General features: G+C 61.1%; 17 protein-coding genes. 9 read left to right on the top strand and 8 right to left on the bottom strand.

All coding sequences use genetic code 11. From position 1 onward, the window contains the following. The first annotated feature begins 106 nt into the window (after window positions 1–106). From FHW77_RS05775 to FHW77_RS05755, 5 genes are all read left to right on the top strand, one after another. Window positions 107–1,117 carry an AAA family ATPase gene (locus FHW77_RS05775; protein WP_004442986.1) on the top strand — a complete coding sequence of 337 codons (1,011 nt, stop codon included), beginning with the start codon at window positions 107–109 and terminating at the stop codon, window positions 1,115–1,117. 25 nt (window positions 1,118–1,142) lie between these two features. Further along, on the top strand, window positions 1,143–2,069 hold the full coding sequence (locus FHW77_RS05770) for a DUF58 domain-containing protein (protein ID WP_004442988.1): 927 nt from the start codon (window positions 1,143–1,145) through the stop codon (window positions 2,067–2,069). Then, complete coding sequence (locus tag FHW77_RS05765) at window positions 2,066–4,876, top strand: DUF4159 domain-containing protein (protein ID WP_182590359.1); 2,811 nt, start codon at window positions 2,066–2,068, stop codon at window positions 4,874–4,876. The genes FHW77_RS05770 and FHW77_RS05765 overlap by 4 nt, the downstream gene beginning before the upstream one ends. Window position 4,877: 1 nt before the next feature. Beyond that, window positions 4,878–6,962 (top strand): membrane protein, encoded by a 2,085-nt coding sequence (locus FHW77_RS05760; protein WP_004442993.1) that lies wholly within the window; start codon window positions 4,878–4,880, stop codon window positions 6,960–6,962. Between the two features lie 89 nt (window positions 6,963–7,051). Then, a complete protein-coding gene (locus FHW77_RS05755) occupies window positions 7,052–7,465 on the top strand; it encodes a GNAT family N-acetyltransferase (protein WP_004442995.1) in 414 nt (137 codons plus the stop codon). A 19-nt stretch (window positions 7,466–7,484) separates the two neighbouring features. On the opposite strand, the gene FHW77_RS05750 is transcribed toward FHW77_RS05755, so the two are convergent. Further along, entirely contained in the window at window positions 7,485–8,438 is a 954-nt protein-coding gene (locus FHW77_RS05750; protein ID WP_004442997.1) for a LysR family transcriptional regulator, read from the bottom strand. Between the two features lie 86 nt (window positions 8,439–8,524). Between FHW77_RS05750 and FHW77_RS05745 the strand changes: the two genes are divergently transcribed. Beyond that, window positions 8,525–9,490 (top strand): MBL fold metallo-hydrolase, encoded by a 966-nt coding sequence (locus FHW77_RS05745; protein WP_004443000.1) that lies wholly within the window; start codon window positions 8,525–8,527, stop codon window positions 9,488–9,490. 56 nt (window positions 9,491–9,546) lie between these two features. Here the strand turns inward: FHW77_RS05745 and FHW77_RS05740 are convergent, their stop codons facing one another. Together FHW77_RS05740 and FHW77_RS05735 are read right to left on the bottom strand one after the other, a co-directional pair. Then, complete coding sequence (locus FHW77_RS05740) at window positions 9,547–10,860, bottom strand: MFS transporter (protein ID WP_034498759.1); 1,314 nt, start codon at window positions 10,858–10,860, stop codon at window positions 9,547–9,549. 211 nt (window positions 10,861–11,071) lie between these two features. After that, on the bottom strand, window positions 11,072–11,641 hold the full coding sequence (locus tag FHW77_RS05735) for a GNAT family N-acetyltransferase (protein WP_004443004.1): 570 nt from the start codon (window positions 11,639–11,641) through the stop codon (window positions 11,072–11,074). A gap of 295 nt (window positions 11,642–11,936) precedes the next feature. Here FHW77_RS05735 and FHW77_RS05730 point away from each other — a divergent pair, with 295 nt between their 5' ends. Beyond that, complete coding sequence (locus FHW77_RS05730) at window positions 11,937–12,929, top strand: glutathione S-transferase family protein (protein WP_004443005.1); 993 nt, start codon at window positions 11,937–11,939, stop codon at window positions 12,927–12,929. 15 nt (window positions 12,930–12,944) lie between these two features. Here the strand turns inward: FHW77_RS05730 and FHW77_RS05725 are convergent, their stop codons facing one another. Further along, window positions 12,945–13,436 (bottom strand): NUDIX domain-containing protein, encoded by a 492-nt coding sequence (locus FHW77_RS05725; protein WP_004443008.1) that lies wholly within the window; start codon window positions 13,434–13,436, stop codon window positions 12,945–12,947. Window positions 13,437–13,501: 65 nt separating this feature from the next. Here FHW77_RS05725 and FHW77_RS05720 point away from each other — a divergent pair, with 65 nt between their 5' ends. Further along, a complete protein-coding gene (locus FHW77_RS05720) occupies window positions 13,502–14,467 on the top strand; it encodes a metallophosphoesterase family protein (RefSeq protein WP_004443010.1) in 966 nt (321 codons plus the stop codon). Between the two features lie 198 nt (window positions 14,468–14,665). Here the strand turns inward: FHW77_RS05720 and leuA are convergent, their stop codons facing one another. From leuA to FHW77_RS05700, 4 genes are all read right to left on the bottom strand, one after another. After that, the gene (gene leuA, locus FHW77_RS05715; RefSeq protein WP_004443011.1) at window positions 14,666–16,375 is read right to left on the bottom strand and encodes a 2-isopropylmalate synthase; all 1,710 of its coding nucleotides are present in this window, start codon (window positions 16,373–16,375) and stop codon (window positions 14,666–14,668) included. A gap of 318 nt (window positions 16,376–16,693) precedes the next feature. Further along, complete coding sequence (gene brnA, locus FHW77_RS05710; protein WP_004443014.1) at window positions 16,694–16,936, bottom strand: type II toxin-antitoxin system BrnA family antitoxin; 243 nt, start codon at window positions 16,934–16,936, stop codon at window positions 16,694–16,696. Next, window positions 16,896–17,186 carry a BrnT family toxin gene (locus FHW77_RS05705; protein ID WP_004443015.1) on the bottom strand — a complete coding sequence of 97 codons (291 nt, stop codon included), beginning with the start codon at window positions 17,184–17,186 and terminating at the stop codon, window positions 16,896–16,898. Before FHW77_RS05705 ends, brnA begins: the two co-directional genes overlap by 41 nt. A 36-nt stretch (window positions 17,187–17,222) precedes the next feature. Beyond that, a complete protein-coding gene (locus tag FHW77_RS05700) occupies window positions 17,223–18,401 on the bottom strand; it encodes a benzoate/H(+) symporter BenE family transporter (RefSeq protein WP_004443018.1) in 1,179 nt (392 codons plus the stop codon). A gap of 274 nt (window positions 18,402–18,675) precedes the next feature. Between FHW77_RS05700 and FHW77_RS05695 the strand changes: the two genes are divergently transcribed. Beyond that, window positions 18,676–19,758 (top strand): esterase-like activity of phytase family protein, encoded by a 1,083-nt coding sequence (locus FHW77_RS05695; protein WP_004443019.1) that lies wholly within the window; start codon window positions 18,676–18,678, stop codon window positions 19,756–19,758. Window positions 19,759–19,766 lie beyond the last annotated feature (8 nt).

Below are 19,766 nucleotides of genomic sequence, written 5' to 3'. Positions count from 1 at the left end.
CGGCCAAGAGAGCAATAAGCTATATGCAGCGCAAAATCCGTTCCGGCTGGCGGCCAGCAAAACCGGAATGCAAATGTGACAGCGGCGAAGGTATGAGGAGAGCGACATGGGCGTGATGAATACCGGCGAAACCCTCGATGAAAAGGCGATCATCGCCTCGGCCGAAAAGGCGCTGTCCGACATTGCGGCGATCCGCGCGGAAGTCTCCAAGGTTATCTTCGGCCAGGAAAAGGTGGTGCAGAACACGCTTCTCGCCATCCTCTCCGGCGGCCATGCCCTTCTTGTCGGCGTTCCCGGCCTTGCCAAGACCAAGCTCGTCACCACACTCGGCACCGTGCTCGGCCTCGACGCCAACCGCATTCAGTTCACACCGGACCTGATGCCGTCAGATATTCTCGGTTCCGAAGTCATGGACCAGGACGAAAACGGCCGCCGCTCGTTCCGCTTCATCAAGGGACCGGTTTTTGCGCAGTTGCTGATGGCCGATGAAATCAACCGCGCCAGCCCGCGCACGCAGTCCGCGCTGCTGCAGGCCATGCAGGAATACCACATCACCATGGCCGGCCAGACCTATGAGCTGCCGAAGCCGTTCCACGTTCTCGCAACGCAGAACCCGCTGGAACAGGAGGGCACCTATCCGTTGCCCGAAGCCCAGCTCGACCGCTTCCTGCTGCAGGTGGATGTCGGTTATCCCGAACTTGCCGCCGAACGCCAAATCCTGCTCGACACCACGGGCACCGCCTCGGGCGAAGCACGCGGCGTCATCGATGCGCCCCGAATGATGGAGATACAGGCGCTCATCCGCCAGATGCCGGTCAGCGACAAGGTGGTGGACGCCATTCTATCGCTCGTCCGTTCCGCCCGCCCCGGCCACGGCAACAAGTTGACCGATAAGAACGTTGCCTGGGGTCCCGGTCCGCGCGCCGGCCAGTCGCTGATGCTGACGGCCCGTGCGCGTGCGCTTTACGAAGGCAGGCTCGCGCCCTCGCTTGACGATGTCTATGCGCTGGCCGAACCGGTGCTGGAACACCGCATGGCGCTGACCTTTGCGGCCCGCGCCGAAGGCATGTCGGTGCGCGATGTCATCGCTGCCCTCGTGGAGCAGGCGAAGAACTGAAGCGACGTTCGCGAAAGGACTGCATGTGGCATCCATCGGCCAGATCGTAGACAAGACGCCGGGTAGCGAAGTTCTGGCGCGCGCGCGCCAGCGCGCTGCCCTGGTGCCGGACTGCATGGTCGAGGCAAAGCGCATCGCCAACACCGTCACCGCTGGCTGGCATGGCCGCCGCAAGCGCGGCATCGGCGAAAATTTCTGGCAGTTCCGCCCCTATGCCGAAGGCGAAAGTCTCTCGCGTATCGACTGGCGGCGTTCGGCCCGCGACGATCATACCTATGTGCGTGACCGCGAATGGGAAGCGGCCCACACCATCTGGCTCTGGGCTGACATGTCACCGTCGATGATGTTCAAATCGACCCTCGGTTCCGTCTCCAAGGAAAGCCGGGCCCTGGTGCTGATGCTGGCGCTGGCGGAAATCCTCGCGCGCTCCGGCGAGCGCATCGGCTGCCCCGGTATCATGGAACCGGTTTCGGCCCGGAATGCTGCCGAACGGCTCGCCACCGCGATCATGCATGCGCCGCCGACCGAAGGCATGCCGGAAACGGGCATGATCCGTGGCGCGAGCGACATCGTGCTGATCGGTGATTTTCTCGATGATGCACAGGCCGTGATGGAGCGCATTTCACCGCTCGCACGGCGGGGCTTGCGCGGCCACGTGGTGGAAATTGCCGACCCGGCCGAAGAAACCTTCCCCTATTCCGGCCGCACCGAATTCAGCGATCCGGAAACCGGCGAAAAACTGGTGTCCGGCCGCGCCGAGACCATTCGCGAAGACTATACCCGCGCCTATCTCGCAAGGCGCGAGGCGCTGTCCTCATCGCTGCGCCGTCTTGGCTGGAACTTCGTGTTCCACCGCACCGACCATCTTGCTTCCGAGGCACTGGTCGCCATGCACATGTATCTCTCCGGCGCGCCGGCACAGGGCGGTGGGCAAGGCGGTGGCCGCCGATGAGCGCATTGCCTTTCGTCTTCACCAGCCCCTACATCCTCTTCGGCTTGCTGGCGCTGCCTGCCATCTGGTGGCTGCTGCGGCTGACCCCGCCGCGCCCCAAGGCAGAGGTCTTCCCGCCACTGAAGATTCTGGCGACGGTGTTGAAACGCGAGGAAACGCCGTCGAAAAGCCCGTGGTGGCTCACCTTGCTGCGCATGGCGCTTGCCGCCGCCGTGATTCTTGCTCTCGCCGATCCCGTGGTAAATCCACGCAACAGCGGCATCGCCGGCAGCGGCCCGCTGGTGCTGGTGGTTGACAATAGCTGGGCGTCTGCGCCCGACTGGGAGCGGCGCGTGGCGACCGCGGAAGCCGTGATCGGGGATGCAGAGCGTGCCGAGCGCCCCGTCGCCATCGCTTTTACAGCCGATGCCGAACATGACGCCGTACCCGGAACGACAGCGGTCGCCCTGGAAAAGCTGGCAGCGGCAAAACCGAAGCCGCTCGTGCCCGATCGTGTCCGTACGGCCGAAGCCATCACCGAAGCGCTTAACGGCACGACCCCCGGCACCCTCGCCTATATCGCTGATGGCGTGCAGACGGCGCAGGACGAAAGCGCCCTGAAAACGCTGGCCAGTCTTTCACCAGCCGAATTCCGTATCGTCAGCGGCGACGGCAAGGCCATTGCCGCGATAACGGGCGCAACCAACAATGCCGACGCCATGAGCGTTTCGCTTTCAAGGCTCGATACTGCGGAAGCTGCCCGGTTGACGGTCAACGCGCAGGACAGCCAGGGCCGCATCCTCGCCAATGGCATCGCCACCTTCGCCCCCGGCCAGGCTGAAACAACGGCAACGGTGGAAGCACCCTTCGAATTGCGCAACGATTTCGCCCGTCTTTCCCTTGAAGGTGTTTCCACGGCGGGTGCAGTGCATCTTCTCGATGACGGCTTCCGCCGCCGCCGCGTGGCGCTGCTGGCAGGCGAAACCGGCAATGATTTCCAGCCGCTGCTGCAACCGCTTTATTACATCAGCCGCGCACTTCAGCCCTTCGTCGATCTCATTCCGCAGCGGCAGGCCGATCTGGCGCAGGCCATCCCGGAAATCCTGCAATCCAACCCCTCCGTCATTGTCATGGCCGATATCGGCCGCCTGCCGCAGGAAACATATGAGCCGATGCAAAAATGGCTTGCGGGCGGCGGCACGTTGATCCGCTTCGCCGGGCCACGCCTTGCTGCAGCCCCCGCCGACGACCCGCTGGTGCCGGTGACGCTGAGACAGGGCGAACGCGCGCTCGGCGGCGCACTCTCCTGGGCTGAACCGCAACCGCTTGCCGATTTCCCTGCATTCGGCGCTTTCGCCGGCATGCCGAAAGCCGATGGCATTCTCGTCAAACGTCAGGTTCTGGCCGAGCCGACACCGGACCTCGCCGAACGCACCTGGGCAAGCCTCGCCGATGGCACGCCGCTCGTCACCACCCGCAACGTCGAGGCAGGCCGCATCGTGCTGTTCCATGTCAGCGCCGAGGCCAGCTGGTCCGACCTGCCGATATCAGGCCACTTCGTCGATATGCTTCGCCGTATCGTGCAATTGTCCAAGGCGGGCGGCGCTTCGGCTTCCGCCAATGCCCCGGCCGCCGCTCTACCACCCTTCCGGCTGCTGACGGCGGAAGGCGCGCTATCTGCCGAAATCGGCACTGCCCGGCCGCTGGAAATGCGCGCGGGCCAGCTTCCGCGCACCGGTTTCGACAATCCCCCCGGCCTTTACGGCACAGAGGATGGTTTCGTGGCTCTCAATCTTCTGCCGGCAGGTGCGACGCTGCGCGCGCTCGATACCTCGGCCGCCGGTGTCAGCACGTCAAGTGAAGCGCTGATCGGCGAAACCGCGAAATCGCTGCGTCCCGCCCTCTTCATCGCTGCCTTCCTGATGCTGATTGCCGACAGCCTGATCGTGCTTTTCATGAACGGTGCCTTTGCCCGCCTGCCGAAAGCCAGAAGCGCCACGGCCGCGAGCATACTCCTCGCCCTCGGCGCCTTTGCCGCGGTGTCGCCAACCGATGCTCGTGCCGACGATCCCAAACCCGGCGACGAGCAGATATTCGAGCGGCTGGACACCACCCATCTTGCTTATGTCCGCACCGGCGAAGACGATGTCGACCGCATTTCAGAACAGGGTTTGCAGGGTTTGAGCGAATTCCTGACCTGGCGCACGACGCTGGAGCCCGGGCAGCCTGTCGGCCTCGATATTTCCAAGGATGAATTGTCCTTCTACCCAATCATCTACTGGCCGGTTTCGGCCTCCGCGCCCATGCCGTCCAGCGCCGCCATCTCGCGCATCGACGCCTATATGCGCGCCGGCGGCACCGTGCTGTTCGATACGCGTGACCAGTTCTCCTCGCTCGATACCGGCGCGACCAGCGCCAATGGCGAGCGTTTGCAGGCGATCTTCGCCAATATCGATATTCCGCCGCTGGAGCCCGTGCCGGAGGATCACGTCCTGACGCGTTCCTTCTACCTGCTCACCAATTTCCCCGGCCGTTACAATGGCTCGCCGCTCTGGGTGGAATCGCGTCAGGGTGCCGCCAAGACCACCTCCGGCCTCTCCTCCTCCGGGGACGGCGTGACGCCGATCATGATAACCGGCAATGATTTCGCCGGCGCATGGGCCGTCGATGCGCAGGGCGCACCGGTTCTGCCCACCGTTCCGCCTGACGAGATGCAGCGCGAACATGCCTTCCGCTCCGGCGTCAACATCATGATGTATATGCTGACCGGCAACTACAAGGCCGATCAGGTCCACGTTCCGGCACTTCTCGAACGGTTGGGGCAGTGACATGACATTGACCTTCGCCCCCTTCCTGCCATGGATCGTGATCGCCGTTCTGGCCGTCGCAGCACTTCTCCTTTCCTTCATCGGCCTGTGGCGCGGCGTGCGTGGCGCATGGCTGCGCGGGCTCGCGCTCGCCGCCCTGCTTGCCGCCATCGCTAATCCGCTTTTGACGCAGGAGGAGCGCGAGCCGCTTTCCACCATCGTCCCCGTCATCGTCGATCGTTCGCAGAGCCAGGACGTGCAGGACCGGCCGCAGATGACGGATACGGCGCTCAATGCGCTGAAAGACCGGCTGTCCCGTTTCCCCCGCATCGAGCCGCGCATCGTTGAAGTGCGCGACAATGGCGAGAGCGATTCGCCCTCGACCCAGCTTTTTTCGGCCTTGTCCTCCGCCGTTTCCGATGTGTCGCCTTCCCGCGTGGGTGGCGCGATCTTCCTGAGCGATGGCCAGATTCACGATATTCCCAATGCCCTGCCCAACGCCGAGCAGGCGCTCGGCTTCCGCGCGCCCGTGCACGGCCTGATCACGGGCAAGGCTGATGAGTTCGACCGCCGTATCGAAATCGTTCGCGCCCCGCGCTTCGGCATCGTCAATGAGGAACAGCAACTGACGCTGCGCGTCTTCGATGACGGACGCCCGGCAGGCGGTGGCGCGGCTGAGGTGACGGTGAAGATGAATGGCGAAGAGATCGCCACCCTACAGGCGACACCCGGTCAGCCGACGCCGTTCCGCTTCAAGGTCCCACGCGGCGGCAACAATGTCATGGAATTTTCCGTCGCCGAAATCCCGGGCGAAGTGACTGTTGCCAATAACCGCGCCGTTCATCTGATCGAAGGCATCCGTCAGAACCTGCGCGTGCTGCTCGTCTCCGGCGAACCGCACGCCGGCGAGCGGGCATGGCGCAACCTCCTGAAATCCGACACCTCGGTCGATCTGGTGCATTTCACCATTCTGCGTCCTCCGGAAAAGCAGGACGGCACGCCGATCAACGAACTCTCGCTGATCGCCTTCCCCACACGGGAGCTGTTCGTCGAGAAGATCAATGATTTCGACCTCATCATCTTCGATCGCTACCAGCATCGCGGCGTGTTGCCGATCCTCTATTACGATTACATCGCCCAATATGTCGAAAAAGGCGGCGCGCTGCTGATTGCCGCCGGGCCGGAACATGCCGGTCAGGATTCAATCGCCATGACGCCTCTGGCCTCCGTGCTGCCGGCGCAGCCGACCGGTCAGGTGCATCAGGCCGCCTTCTACCCGCGCCTTTCGGAAGCGGGCAAGAAACACCCGGTCACCCGAGGGCTAGAGGGATCAGGCAACGAGCCGCCCCAATGGGGCCGCTGGTTCCGCACCATCAGCGTCGACCCGCCGCAGGGCCAGACCGTGATGCTGGGCGATGGTCAGGACCCGCTGCTGGTGCTCAACCGCCAGGGTGAAGGCCGTGTCGCCATGCTGTTGTCGGATCAGGGTTGGCTCTGGGCGCGTGGTTATGAGGGCGGCGGCCCGCATGTGGCGCTTTACCGCCGCATCGCCCACTGGCTGATGAAAGAACCCGAGCTTGAGGAAGAGGCGCTGACGGCGCGCGCCAACGGACGCACCCTGCAGATCACCCGTCAGACCATCGGTGACGATCCCGGTCAGGCCAGCGTGCGTTTCCCTTCCGGCAAAACCGAAAACATGGCTTTCACCAGCAGCGAGCCCGGTCTCTACAGGATCGAACGCCGCATGGATGAGACCGGCCTGTTCGAAATCAAGAACGGCGATTTCACCACCCTCGTCCATGTTGGCGCAGTGGACGCACCCGAATTCAAGGCGATGATTTCAACGACCGAAACGCTGAAGCCGCTGGCAGATGCCACCAAAGGCAGCGTGCACCGTGTCGCCGATAATTCCGGCCGGGTCGCACTGCCGGATATATTGCCGGTCCGCGGCGATATCAGGGTTGCCGATGAGGATCGCATGCTGATACGCATGACCGACGAGACGGTGCTGAAAGGCGTCAACACCCTGCCGCTCTTTGCAGGTTTCGCCGGGCTAGGCGCGTTGCTGCTTGCCTTCTCCGCTCTATGGTGGCGTGAAGGCCGGTAAGGGCGTTCCAGCAAAGATCGTGGGGCTTTCCCCTCGTCTCGGCACGTAAACGGGAAACGGCCACCGCCCGGCGGCCGGGGAAGATGAACATGAATTTCGTTTTAAGCGATGCCGCCGATCCAGAGGCCGAAAAAGCCATCCGCGATCCTCTGGTGGCGTATAATCTTGCTCGTTTCGGCGAAAGCGACAAACGCGACATTATCATCACCATCCGCAATGACGACAATGAGGTCACCGGCGGCCTGGTGGGCCACACCGCCCGCGGCTGGCTTTATGTGCAGCTTCTTTTCGTGCCGGAGACGATGCGCGGACAAGGCACGGCCGCGAAACTTCTGGCCATGGCCGAAGACGAGGCGAAAAAGCGCGGCTGTATGGGCGCCTATATCGACACGATGAACCCGGATGCGCTGAGGACTTACGAGCGGTACGGTTTCACCAAGATCGGTTCGCTTGGGCCACTCTCCAGCGGCCAATCCATCACCTGGCTGGAGAAACGGTTCTAGAGCGCCAGCCACGCAAATTTCAGGCGGCGATGCCCGACACCTCGCTGTCGACCGTGCGTCCCATGGTCTCGCGAATCTGTTGACGCAGCCACACGGCTCCCGCATCCGCATCGGTCTGCAATGTCCAGACCATGGCGACAGGCGGGAAATTCAACGTCACCGGCACCGGGCTCACTTCCAGTCCCAGCATGGGCGCATAACGCTGAGCAATGCGCGAAGACACGGTCGCCAGCACGGCTGAGGAGCGCGCCGTTGCCAGCACGGAAAGAAAATCCGGCGCAGCGGCGACGACGTCGATTTCCAGTCCGGTCAGTTCCAGCGCGTCCTTGATACAGCCATGCAGACTGTCGGTCTGTGATATGACCGCGTGCTTGGCCGACAGATAGGCGTCCAGTCCAACGGGATTGGGCAGATCGAGCAGAGCCGGGTTGAAGCAGCAGAGCACGCTGGAAGAATAAAGCGGTTCGCAATGGTGCCGCTGCTCCTTCGAATAGGTGCATCCGACAGCCATGTCGATCACGCCCGTATCCAGCATAGCGGTGATTTCCTGCTGTTGCCCGTTGCGCGCAAGGATACGGATACCGGGTGCGATCTCGCGCAGCCGCGCGGACAGATCCGGCAAAAGCAGCAGCTCCACCTCACTGGACATGCCGAGCCGGAACGTCCGCCGCTCGGTCGCCGGATCGAACACATCAGCCGTCAGCACCGCCGCCTGCGCTTGTCTCAGCGCCTGCCGCACCGGCCCCGCCAGATTGAGCGCCCGCGCCGTCGGCTTCATTTCCTGCCCCACGCGAATGAACAGCTCATCCTGAAACAGTGTGCGCAGGGTGGAGATATTATGGCTCATGGCAGGTTGCTGGATTTTCAGCCGCCGTGCCGCGCGCGTGACGTTCATCTCTTCCATCATCGCATCGAAAGCGACGAGGAGATTGAGATCGAAGGAACGGAGATTGAAATGATCGATAGTTTGCATAAGTCACATCGATTTGATTGCTAACCTGCCTACACTTAACTGGAGATCGGAAAGTTTCAAGACATTCCTAAACCCAGGAGCCTTCAATGCCATCACGTCGCTCACTTCTCAAAGGCGCCGCCAGCGCCCTCATCGCCGCCCCCTTTGTTGCGCCCTCCGTCGCATTTGCCAAGGCACCGCTTGTCGCCACGCAGGCGCCCGGCTTCTACCGGCTGATGGTCGGCAAGGTGGAAGTTACTGCGCTTTCGGACGGCGTCATTGCGCTGCCGCTTGCCAAAATCTACACCAACACCACGACGGAACATGCGACGAAGGCGCTTCAGGATGCGTTCCTTCCGGAAGAGACGCCTACGTCCGTCAATGCGTTTCTCGTCAACACCGGTGACAGGCTGGTGCTGATCGATGCCGGCACCGGCTCCTATCTTGGCCCAAGCCTCGGCAGGCTCGTCGCCAATATCGAAGCCTCGCGCTACAAAGCGGATGAGATAGATGACGTCGTTCTCACCCATATCCATACAGATCATTCCGGGGGTCTCTCCGCGGATGGCAAGCGCGTCTTCGCCAACGCGACCCTGCGCGTGAACAAGCGCGAAGCCGCTTTCTGGCTCGATGAGGCGAAGGCCAAGGCAGCACCGGAGGCGCTGAAGAAGGGCTATGCCGAAGCCAAAGAAAGCATCCAGCCCTATATCGATGCCGGCAAGTTCGAGACGTTCGGCGACAATGCCGCGGCGGTTCCCGGTCTCGGCTCAGTCCTTTACGCCGGCCACACGCCGGGCCACAGCGGCATCGTTCTCGAAAGCAACGGCCAGAAAATCGTCTTCTGGGGCGATATTACCCATGGCGATATCCTCCAGTTCGATGAACCTGATGTCGCCGTCGCATTCGACGTCGATCAGAAGGCAGCCGTCGCCACGCGTGATCTGGCATTTAAACAGGCGGTGGAAGGCAAATATCTGGTGGCAGGGGCGCATATCGCCTTCCCCGGCATCGGTCATGTGCGCACCGACAGCACCAATTATGATTGGCTGCCGGTGAATTACACGACGCTATAAAGCCGAACAGAATGGCCTGATCCTCAAGGGTCAGGCCATCGTCCCGCACTGACACCCTATGTCAGCGCCACCTGGCGCGTTTCCGCATTGATCATTGTCGCCGCAATGGCGGCCAGTACCAGCAGCCCGGCAAATATGCCGATCGCGACACCAAAACCCTGCGCAATGGCATAACCGAGGAGTGATGGCGCCATCAGGCCGCCAAGCCGCGCCATCGCCCCTGCGGCACCCATGCCGGTTGCCCGTGATTCCGTCGGGTAAAGTTCCGGCGTGAATGCATAGAGAGCGCCCCAGGTGCCAAGCAACGCAAAGCTCATGATGAGAAGCGAGGCGGCAATCATCGCACCGCCGGAAGCAAGCGTGAAAAGCAGGCATCCGAGCGCGGAGAGCAGGCAGAAGCCGATCAGCGTCGGCTTGCGACCCCACTTTTCGACACCATAGGCCGCGAGCGCGTAGCCGGGGATCTGTGCCAGCGCCACCAACACAAGGAAACCATAACCGCGTACGAAACCGAAGCCATCTCCCGCCAGCTTCGCCGGCATCCAGGTGAAGACGCCGTAATAGGAAACGGAAACGAGAAACCAGATTGAGAGGATCATGATGCTGCGTTGGCGCAGCGCCGGTGAAAATATCCCCTGCCCCTTGGACACTTCAGGCTGGAAAAGCCCTGTCCCGGCATCGAGCGGAGCGCGGCCATTCGTGACCAGCATACGGTTGACGACGGCCTTTGCTTCCTCCGACCGGCCCGTGCGCAGGAGATAAAGCGGCGATTCCGGCACGAGAAAGCGAAGGCCAAGGCCGAGGACAGCCGGGAACGCGGTTACGGCAAAGATATATCGCCAGGCATCGGCAACACCGGCAAGGCTGGCACCCCACGCTGCAAGCGCCACGATCAGCGTCCCGACAGCCCAGAAACCTTCCAGAAAGACGAGCCAGCGCCCACGATTCTTGGCGGGCAGGAATTCCGCCATCATCGCATAATCAACCGGCAGCGTGCCGCCCACGGCGGCCCCGGTGAGAAAGCGCAGGACAAGCAGAATGGTGAAATCCGGCGAGAATATCGAAAGCACGCCGAACAGGGCATCACAGGCCACCGTGACGATCAGCACCCGGCGACGGCCGTAACGGTCCGCCAGCCGTCCGAAACCCGCAGCACCCAGCAACATGCCGAAAAAGAACGCTGTTCCGGTCTGCAGCGCCTGCGGCACCGTCAGCCCAAAGGTTGCGGCAATGGAGGCCGCAGTGAAACCGACGGCCAGAACCTGCATGGCATCCGCCGCCCAGACGAGGCCGAATATGCCCATCAGCCTGCGCTGATAGGCGCCTGCGCCCGCGCGCTCCAGCGCATCATTCATGGTGATTGCCGTCATGCCTCGTCCCTTCGCAAAAACCGACTTTCACTTGCTATCGTATGGGGGGAGGAAACGGAATTGAATTCTGTGGAGGGAGACGCGTTGTTTCGAAACAGGCTACTGGAAGAAGATTTCAGCCCAAAGACTTGACCTGGCTGCATTCCGGCTCAAGGCCGGAATGACGGGGCTTATGTTGCGCTAAGAAGCAAAAAGCTCTTCGGATATCCCGTCACCCGTAAACCCGAAGAGGCGCCTCGAAACCCTCATCTTCCACTGTCGCGGCCGGCATCACGGCCTCGCATTTGCGCCAGCCGATATTGCCCTTCAGCCGCTGGTGCACGTCATTGCCAAGCGGCACGACCAGCACCCGGTTCGGATCAACCGGCCCCGGAAAATCAAGCGCCGCATAAGCGACTTTCTCGAACCCGAGCGGCATGTAATAGGGCGGATCGCCGATCAGTATCACGGCTTCGGAGCCCTTGCGCCTTGCCGCCGCGATGGCGATCCGGACGAGTTCCCGGCCGATGCCCTTGTTCTTGTGAGAGGGCCGAACCGCAAGCGGGCCAAGCATATGACCCTTCACATCGCCTGCCAGAACCGGCGTCATGCGCACCGAGGCAATCGTCTCGCCATCATCGGCGCAGACGAAGGAGAGCGACCGGTCATGCGGACCCTGCTCGCGGATGCGTGCTGCCGCACGGGTGTGCCGGCCGGGGCCAAATGCTTCTTCGTTGATGACTTCGATGATGGCGTCGTGCGACGCGTCCTCGGTGAGGTAGACAAGATCGTGCTTGGACATGAAGAGACCGAAACTTCCAGAATGCGGATGCGACAATAGATGACGGCTGCGCCGGTTAGGGCGTTCAGGAGCGTCAGCGTCGTCGGAGCATCCGTAGTTCGATCATAATCAAAAATTTCCTCAGATTTGTGAAAATCGCAATTATCAGGAAAATAACGACCCGTCCAGAACAAATCTCGTCGCCGCCCCATTCCAGCTCTGCAGCACGGAAACGCATTGTTCAATGCCTTGCGGGTTCGCGACAACGAGTGAAACAGGTAGGATTGCCGCCAAGGAAACAATCAAGGAGATCGTCATGGGCATGCTGGTGGAAGGCGTATGGAAAGACGTCTGGTACGACACCAAGGAAACCAAGGGGCATTTCAAGCGCAGCGCCTCGCAATTCCGCAACTGGATAACGGCGGATGGCGCACCCGGCCCTTCAGGAGAAGGCGGCTTCGCGGCGGAGAAGGACCGTTACCACCTCTATGTCTCCTTCGCCTGCCCCTGGGCGCACCGAACCCTGATTTTTCGCAAGCTGAAAAAGTTGGAAGAGCTTGTTTCGGTCTCGGTTGTCGACCCTTTGATGCTGGAAAACGGCTGGGAATTTAAGCCTGAAGGTGAGCGGACGCCAGGTGCGACCGAGGATCACCTTTTCGGTTCATCCGCGCTCTGGCAGGTCTACACCAAAGCGGATCCCAAATATTCCGGCCGCGTGACCGTGCCGGTGCTCTGGGACAAGAAGCGCGGCACCATCGTTTCCAACGAATCGGCGGAAATCATCCGCATGTTCAACTCCGCCTTCAACGACCTCACCGGCTCGCAGACCGATTATTATCCCGAGACGTTGCGCGCCGAAATAGACGCGTTGAACGACGTGATTTACGACACCGTCAATAACGGCGTCTACAAGGCTGGCTTTGCCACAACGCAGGATGCCTATCAGCAGAATGCGGTCAAGGTCTTCGAAACGCTGGACATGCTGGAAGACCGGCTGAAGCACCGCCGTTTCCTGTTCGGTTCGGAGCAGACGGAAGCGGACTGGCGCCTGTTCACCACACTGGTTCGGTTCGACCCCGTCTATGTCGGCCATTTCAAGTGCAATATCCGCCGCATCCACGACTATCCGCACCTCACGGGTTACCTGCGCGATCTTTACCAGACGCCGGGCGTGCCTGACACGGTCGATATGCGCCATATCAAGGAACATTATTACCGCAGCCACCGCACCATCAACCCGACAGGCATCGTGCCCATCGGCCCCGAGCTGGACCTGACAAAGGCCCATGGCCGCGACTCGCTTTCCTGACGAGGGTGGACACTGCTACCAGTGATCGGCGAGCGCCGCCTCGCCGGCAAGTTCTGCAAGGCGGCGGCGGGTTGCGGCTGTCACTCCTTCGGGCAGATTTGAAAGATCGAAAAAGCCGCTTTCGGCAATTTCATGATCCGGCTTTTTCGGCTTGGTCTGGGTAACCTCAAGCCGATAAAGCGCGACATGGTCGCGATTGCTGCCTTCCAGATTGAGATAAACATGGAAAAGCTCAGGCTTTGACGTGGCTTCGAGATTGCCTTCCTCCCTAATTTCCTTGTGAAGCGCCGCGAGCAGGGTTTCACCCCGCTCCACCCCTCCACCCGGCAGATACCAGCCCGGCAGATAGGTGTGGCGGACGAGGAAAATCCTGCCGGTTCCATCATAGCAGGCGGCACGCACGCCAAGAGTTGCGCCGCGCGTGAACAGAAAAACGAAATGCAGCAAACGAATGAAGACGCGCATATGGAACGGACGGGCCTGCCGCCCGGTTGTCTCGTCATTCACCCTGTTTCTCCCCGCCTGCCGGCTTTTGTTGGACGTGCGGCATATCATAGGTTATCTCTGCCGCCATGTTCAAACTTGCGCATATTTCAGACGTCCATTTGGGGCCACTTCCAAAACTCACTTTTCGCGAACTTGCATCCAAGCGTATCACCGGTTTCGTCAACTGGCATCGCAACCGCCGCAAGCATCTCTTCACAGATACGCTGGAAAAGCTGCTGGACGATCTGGAGACAAAATCACCGGATCATCTGGCTATCACCGGCGATCTCGTCAATCTTGCGACCGGCATTGAAATTCGCGCCGCCGCCGACTGGCTGGAAGAGGTGGGTGACCCCGAAAAGACCTCCGTCGTTCCCGGCAATCACGACGCCTATGTGTCCGGCGCGCATGACAAGGCCATGCAGGCCTGGTACCCCTATGTTCGTGGCGATGGCGACCCTGCCGAGTGGGACGACGACCGCAAGATATTCCCCTATATGCGCGTGCGCGGCCCCATCGCGCTGATCGGCTGCTCCACCTCGATTGCGACGCCACCTTTCTCGGCCACCGGCTATTTCGGCAACCGGCAGGCGCGCGCCACCGCGGAACTGTTGAAAAAAGCCGGGGAACAGGGGCTGTTCCGCGTCGTGATGATTCACCACCCGCCGATCCGTGGCGCCGCCCCAACGCACAAGCGCATGATCGGCATACGCCGTTTCGCCGCGGCGCTAGGCGTCGGCGGTGCGGAGCTCGTGCTGCATGGCCATACACATTTGAACACAGTCTATTGGCTGAACACGCACCATGGTGAAGACCACATTCCCGTGGTCGGCATCGCCTCTGCCAGCCAGGGGCCCGGTGGAGAAAAACCGCGCGCGGCCTATAATCTCTTCAACATCTCCGGCGGTCCCGGCACCTGGAACGTGACCTGCGAACGGCACAGCCTCAATGAGACGGCAACGGGTGTCGCGCTTGAGGATATCAGGGTATTTTATGAAAACGGGCGGCCGCTGGGGTTTTCGCGGCCTGCGGAGCAGAGCCCGGAGGAGTAAACCTTAGCGCGTGCGGCTTACCCCCTCTGCCCTGCCGGGCATCTCCCCCTCAAGGGGGAGATCAGCGGAAAGCGCTACCGCCATTTCATTCACAAACGTTGAGATGGGCGAGACCTGTCCGGGAGTCGATCTCCCCCCTTGGGGGGAGATGTCCGGCAGGACAGAGGGGGGGGCTTTGCCCCACCCTCAACGCCAGCCTTACTTCGCCCGCTCTTCCAGCACCCGGTTGGCCGCAGAAACGATCGCTTCCAGCGAAGCCGCCACGATATTCGTATTCACCCCTGCTCCGAACAGCTTGCCGCCCGGATGTTCCATCTCGACATAAGCGATGGCCGAGGCATTCGAGCCGTGCTGCAGCGAGTGCTCGGAATAATCGTTCACCGAGAGATCAATGCCGAGATAAACCGACAGCGCATTGATGAACCCGTCGATCGGACCGGTCCCCTTGCCTTCAATGCGCTTCACCTCACCATTGTCGGTGATCTCGGCGGCAACGATGCGCACGCCCTTGAAATCGCCGGCCGGATAGGTGTGGTGATCGACGAATTTGAGGCGCGCATTCGGCTGCGTCACGTAGCGCTCGATAAAGCGCTCATAGATGCGCTTGGCCGGCAGCTCGACACCCTCTTCATCGGTGATGCGCTGGATATCCTCGCGGAACTCCACCTGCAAATTGCGCGGCAGGTTGATGCCGTAATCCTGCTGGAGGATATAGGCGATGCCACCCTTGCCGGATTGCGAGTTGATGCGGATGATCGCCTCGTATGAGCGTCCCACATCCTTTGGATCGATCGGCAGATAGGGCACTTCCCAGACGGGATGATTGGCGACCTTGATCGCCTTCATGCCCTTGTTGATGGCGTCCTGATGCGAGCCGGAAAACGCCGTGTAGACCAGTTCGCCCACGTAAGGGTGGCGCTCGGGGATCGTCATCTCGTTGGAATATTCATAGACCGCCTTGATGCGCTCGATATCGCGGCAGTCCAGCTCAGGGTCCACACCCTGCGTATACATGTTCAGCGCCAGCGTCACGACATCGACATTGCCGGTGCGCTCACCATTGCCGAACAGGGTGCCTTCAACGCGGTCCGCACCCGCCATCAGGCCCAACTCGGTCGCCGCAATGCCCGTGCCGCGGTCATTATGCGGGTGGAGCGAGATGATGACGTTTTCGCGATTGTCGACATTGCGGCACATCCATTCGATCTGGTCGGCATAGATGTTCGGCGTCGCCATTTCCACCGTCGATGGCAGGTTCAAGATCAGCTTGTTGTCGGCCGTCGGCTTCACAACCTCGACGACGGCGTTGCAGATTTCCAGCGCCACTTCCAGCTCTGTGCCGGTAAAGCTCTCAGGCGAATATTCGAAGCGGTAGCCGCCGCCGGCCTTGGCCGCCATGTCGGTGATCATCTTGGCCGCATCGACCGCGATCTGCTTGATACCGTGCACATCCTTGCCGAACACCACGCGGCGCTGCAGTTCCGATGTCGAATTGTAGAAATGGATGATCGGCTTGTTAGCGCCTTCCAGCGCTTCGAAGGTGCGGGTGATCAGTTCCGGGCGGCATTGCACCAAAACCTGCAACGAGACGTCATCGGGCACATTGCCCTCTTCCACGCACCAGCGGGCGAAATCGAAATCCGTCTGCGACGCGGAAGGGAAACCGATCTCGATTTCCTTGAAACCCATTTCGAGCAGCAGCTTGAACATGCGGGCCTTGCGGTCGTGACCCATTGGGTTGACCAGCGACTGATTACCGTCGCGCAGGTCCACCGAACACCAGATCGGCGCCTTGGTGATCGTCTTGGAAGGCCAGGTGCGGTCGGGGATGTTGATCGTGGGATAAGGGCGATACTTCACGCTCGCGTCGGTCATGCCCTTGGAAACAGTGGTGGTCTTGGCGTCCATGTCGCTTCCTCCTTGCGCCATCCGCGGGCTTATTCAAGCCATCGGCGGATGCGCGGCCCTTGAGGGCCTAAATCCAGTATAAAATGAGATTTCGAGATGAGGAGCGTTTGCACCAGCGGGCTTTCGGCCGCCGGGCGCTCCTCACTGGACCCGGCAACCGCGTGTAAGGTCGAGGCTAAGAAGCGAGAGTGCACCGCACGGCGAGGCCTTCGCAGAAATCTGCGCGCTCATGCCGGAAATGGTTGCGATGCTGTTGCTCATGGCGATGTGTATAAACAGCGGCTGGCGGTCTGACAAGTGATCTTGTGCGGTGCAGGCCTATTTTGCGTGTCGGCCGATCTCAAGCCTTTCCGCGATCCACAATTTGACAAGCGACTGCCGGGTCACCCCAAGTCTCCGAGCCTCATTGTCCAGGTCGTTGACGACCCACGTCGGAAAATCGATGTTGACACGTTTGGGCTCGATATTCAGATGCCGCGCCGTTGTCCAGTCGAGATACTCACCGATGTCCTCGCCATCATCAGCCATTCTGTCGAATTCTTCTGCGCTTATTGTCTTCATAATGATGCCTCTCTAACTCACGGGCGCGCCGAACGGAAATGATTCGAATACGCCCATCCCGCAGCGTATGCACTGCGAGCCATAATTTGCCGCCGAGAAGAGCGATGAGCGCAAACCGCTCTTCACCGACGCCCAGCGCGGTAACGGTCAAACCGAATTTGTCGTGCCACAACGCCTGAGCATCGACAAAATCAATCCCGTGCTTGTCTTTATTGCCAGCGCTCTTGGCCGGATCAAATTCGAATTCCATGAGAATATAATATAAAAACTATACCATTTCCACTATCTAACCACGCCTTACCAACCGTTGCAACGCCATCATCAACCCGCCGCCGATCAAGCCCCAGAAAGCGCCGGAAACGCCGCCGAAGGAGAGGCCGGAGGCCGTGATGAGGAAAGTGATGGCCGCAGCCTCGCGGGTTTCGGGGTCCTTGAACGCGGCGACCGCGGAGCCGGAAAAAGCGCCGACCAGCGCCAGCCCCGCCACCGCCTGAATGAGGATAGGCGGCGCAAGCGCCACGAAGGCCGTGACCACGCCGGCTAGCAGACCGAAAATAATATAGCCGACACCGCCGATGATCGCCGCCCAATAGCGCCGCTTTGGATCAGGATGGGCATCCTCGCCCGCGCACATCGCCGCCGTTATTGCCGCAAGATTGACCGCATGGCCGCCAAAGGGCGCGGAAAGCAGCGAGAAAAAGCCGGTCGCGGCGAAAAGCGGGCCGGGCTGCGGGTCGTAGTGATTGACCTTCAGCACCGCAATGCCGGGAATATTCTGCGAGGCCATGGTGACAATGAAGAGCGGCAGCGCGATGGAGACGACGGCATGCAGGCTGAAGACGGGCGTTACCCATTCCATCGGCGGCGTCAGCGATTGCGCGACGCTATCGAGCGCACCCGCCGGAATATCGACGCCGAAAATCATCACCAGCACGAAGGCGGCAAGGGCCGCAGGTACTGCAAACAGCCGCCTGAAAGCCCCCACGACAATCCACGCCAGAATGATCGGCAGGCCAAGCGCCGGGTTGAAGCCGATCGCCTTGATCGGGGCGAAACACAGGCCGATGATGACACCCGACAGCATGGCATTGGCGAGTGGCGCCGGAATGGAGGCAACCGCCCGACCGAGCGGCTTGAACAGGCCGGCAACGATGATCAGGACGGCGCAGACAATGAAGCCGCCGACAGCCGCAGGAAAACCGCCCTCGATCACGCCCGTCGTGGCCAGAAGTGCGGCGCCCGGCGTCGACCATGCAATGCTGACCGGCAGCCGGGTGGCGACGGAAAGAACGATGGCGCAAAGCCCCATCGCCACCGAAAGTGCCATCAGTCCCGACGCGGCCTCGAAATCGGTCGCGCCCACGGCTTTGAGGCCCTGCAGCACGACGGCAAAGGAACTGGCGAAACCGACAAAGGCGGTGAGGCAGCCCATGAACAGGCTCTGGACGGAAAAATCTCTCAGCATGAAGCACTCTGCGGCCTGCTGCCCGTCGCAAGAAACCGCAGCGATCTGCACTGGCGACGGACACGAACAAATTTGAAGCGTGAAGCGCGAATCTGAAGATAGCAGCACGCTCTGGATGAAGCATGGCTATATTCAGGATCAAAAAAGACGGGGCTTGGCAAGATGAACCGCCGGACTTCGGGTACGCCGGCATGGAAAACGTCATCAAAGTTTAGCGGCAGCACGCTAATCCTCCCTGCATCGCAACGGATCATCCGCCACAGGAGGGAGCTTCATGTTTCGTATCGTCACCATTGCAGCCCTGGGTTTTGCAGCCCTTCCGGCGGCTGCCCAGACCCTGCCGCAGCCGGCCTTTCTGGGCCAGATCGTCGTTCCCTCCGGCCTCGCCATCGATGGCGTCACCTTCGGCGGGATCTCCGATCTCGCTTTCGACAGCGAAACCGGGCGTTATCTCGCAATTTCCGACGACCGCGTGGAAAAGGGCCCGGCCCGTTATTACGAGCTGGAACTGGCGGTGTCGGAAGGCGTCGCCACCCTCAATATCGCCGCCATGCATGAATTGAAGGATGAGACCGGCGCGGCCTTCGCTCCCAAAGGCATCGACGCGGAAGGCATCACACTCGACCGCAAGGGCGGCAAGCTCTATTGGTCTTCGGAACGCGACCTGAAAAACCAGCCGGCGATTTATGTGTCAAACCTCGATGGAAGCGATGTCAAACGGCTGGCGCTGCCCGACGCCTATCTCATCGATGACGCGAAGACCAGGGGCGTGCAAAACAATCTCGGCTTCGAAGGACTGACGTTGACACCTGGCAGACTGATCGCCGCCACCGAAAATGCGCTCACTCAGGATGGCCCGAAGGCGACGCCGCAGGCGGGCAGCCCGGCCCGTATTCTCGTCATCGATACCGCGACCCTGAAGCCGGTCGCTGAACATATCTATGTGACGGAGGCGATCTCCAACACACCGACAGCCGCCGAGCCGAAATACAATGACAATGGCCTCTCCGCTCTTGCGGCCCTGCCGGACGGCCGCCTCGTCGCCGTCGAGCGCAATTTCGCCTCCGGGGTCGGCAACCATATCCGCTTCTTCGTCGTCGACCTCTCCCGCGCCGAGAATATTCTCGGCAAGGACAGGATCGATCCGGCATCCGTGGCCGCCGTTTCCAAATCGGCATGGTTCGAAATCAAGGAAGGCGACTTCGGCCTCGACATAGACAATATCGAAAGCCTTGCTTTTGGACCGGTCGTGGATGGCAAACAGCTCTTTGTCATCGCCTCGGACGATAATTTCAACCCGGGCAAGCAGTTCACCCAGTTTGCAGCCTTCGCAGTGCCGGCAAACCTCGGTCAGTAACACACGAT

The sequence above is a fragment of the Agrobacterium sp. RC10-4-1 genome, assembly GCF_014138475.1.
GTDB lineage: Bacteria > Pseudomonadota > Alphaproteobacteria > Rhizobiales > Rhizobiaceae > Agrobacterium > Agrobacterium pusense.
Note: the sequence above shows the minus strand (reverse complement) of the source record. Positions and strands in the feature narration are given on the sequence as shown.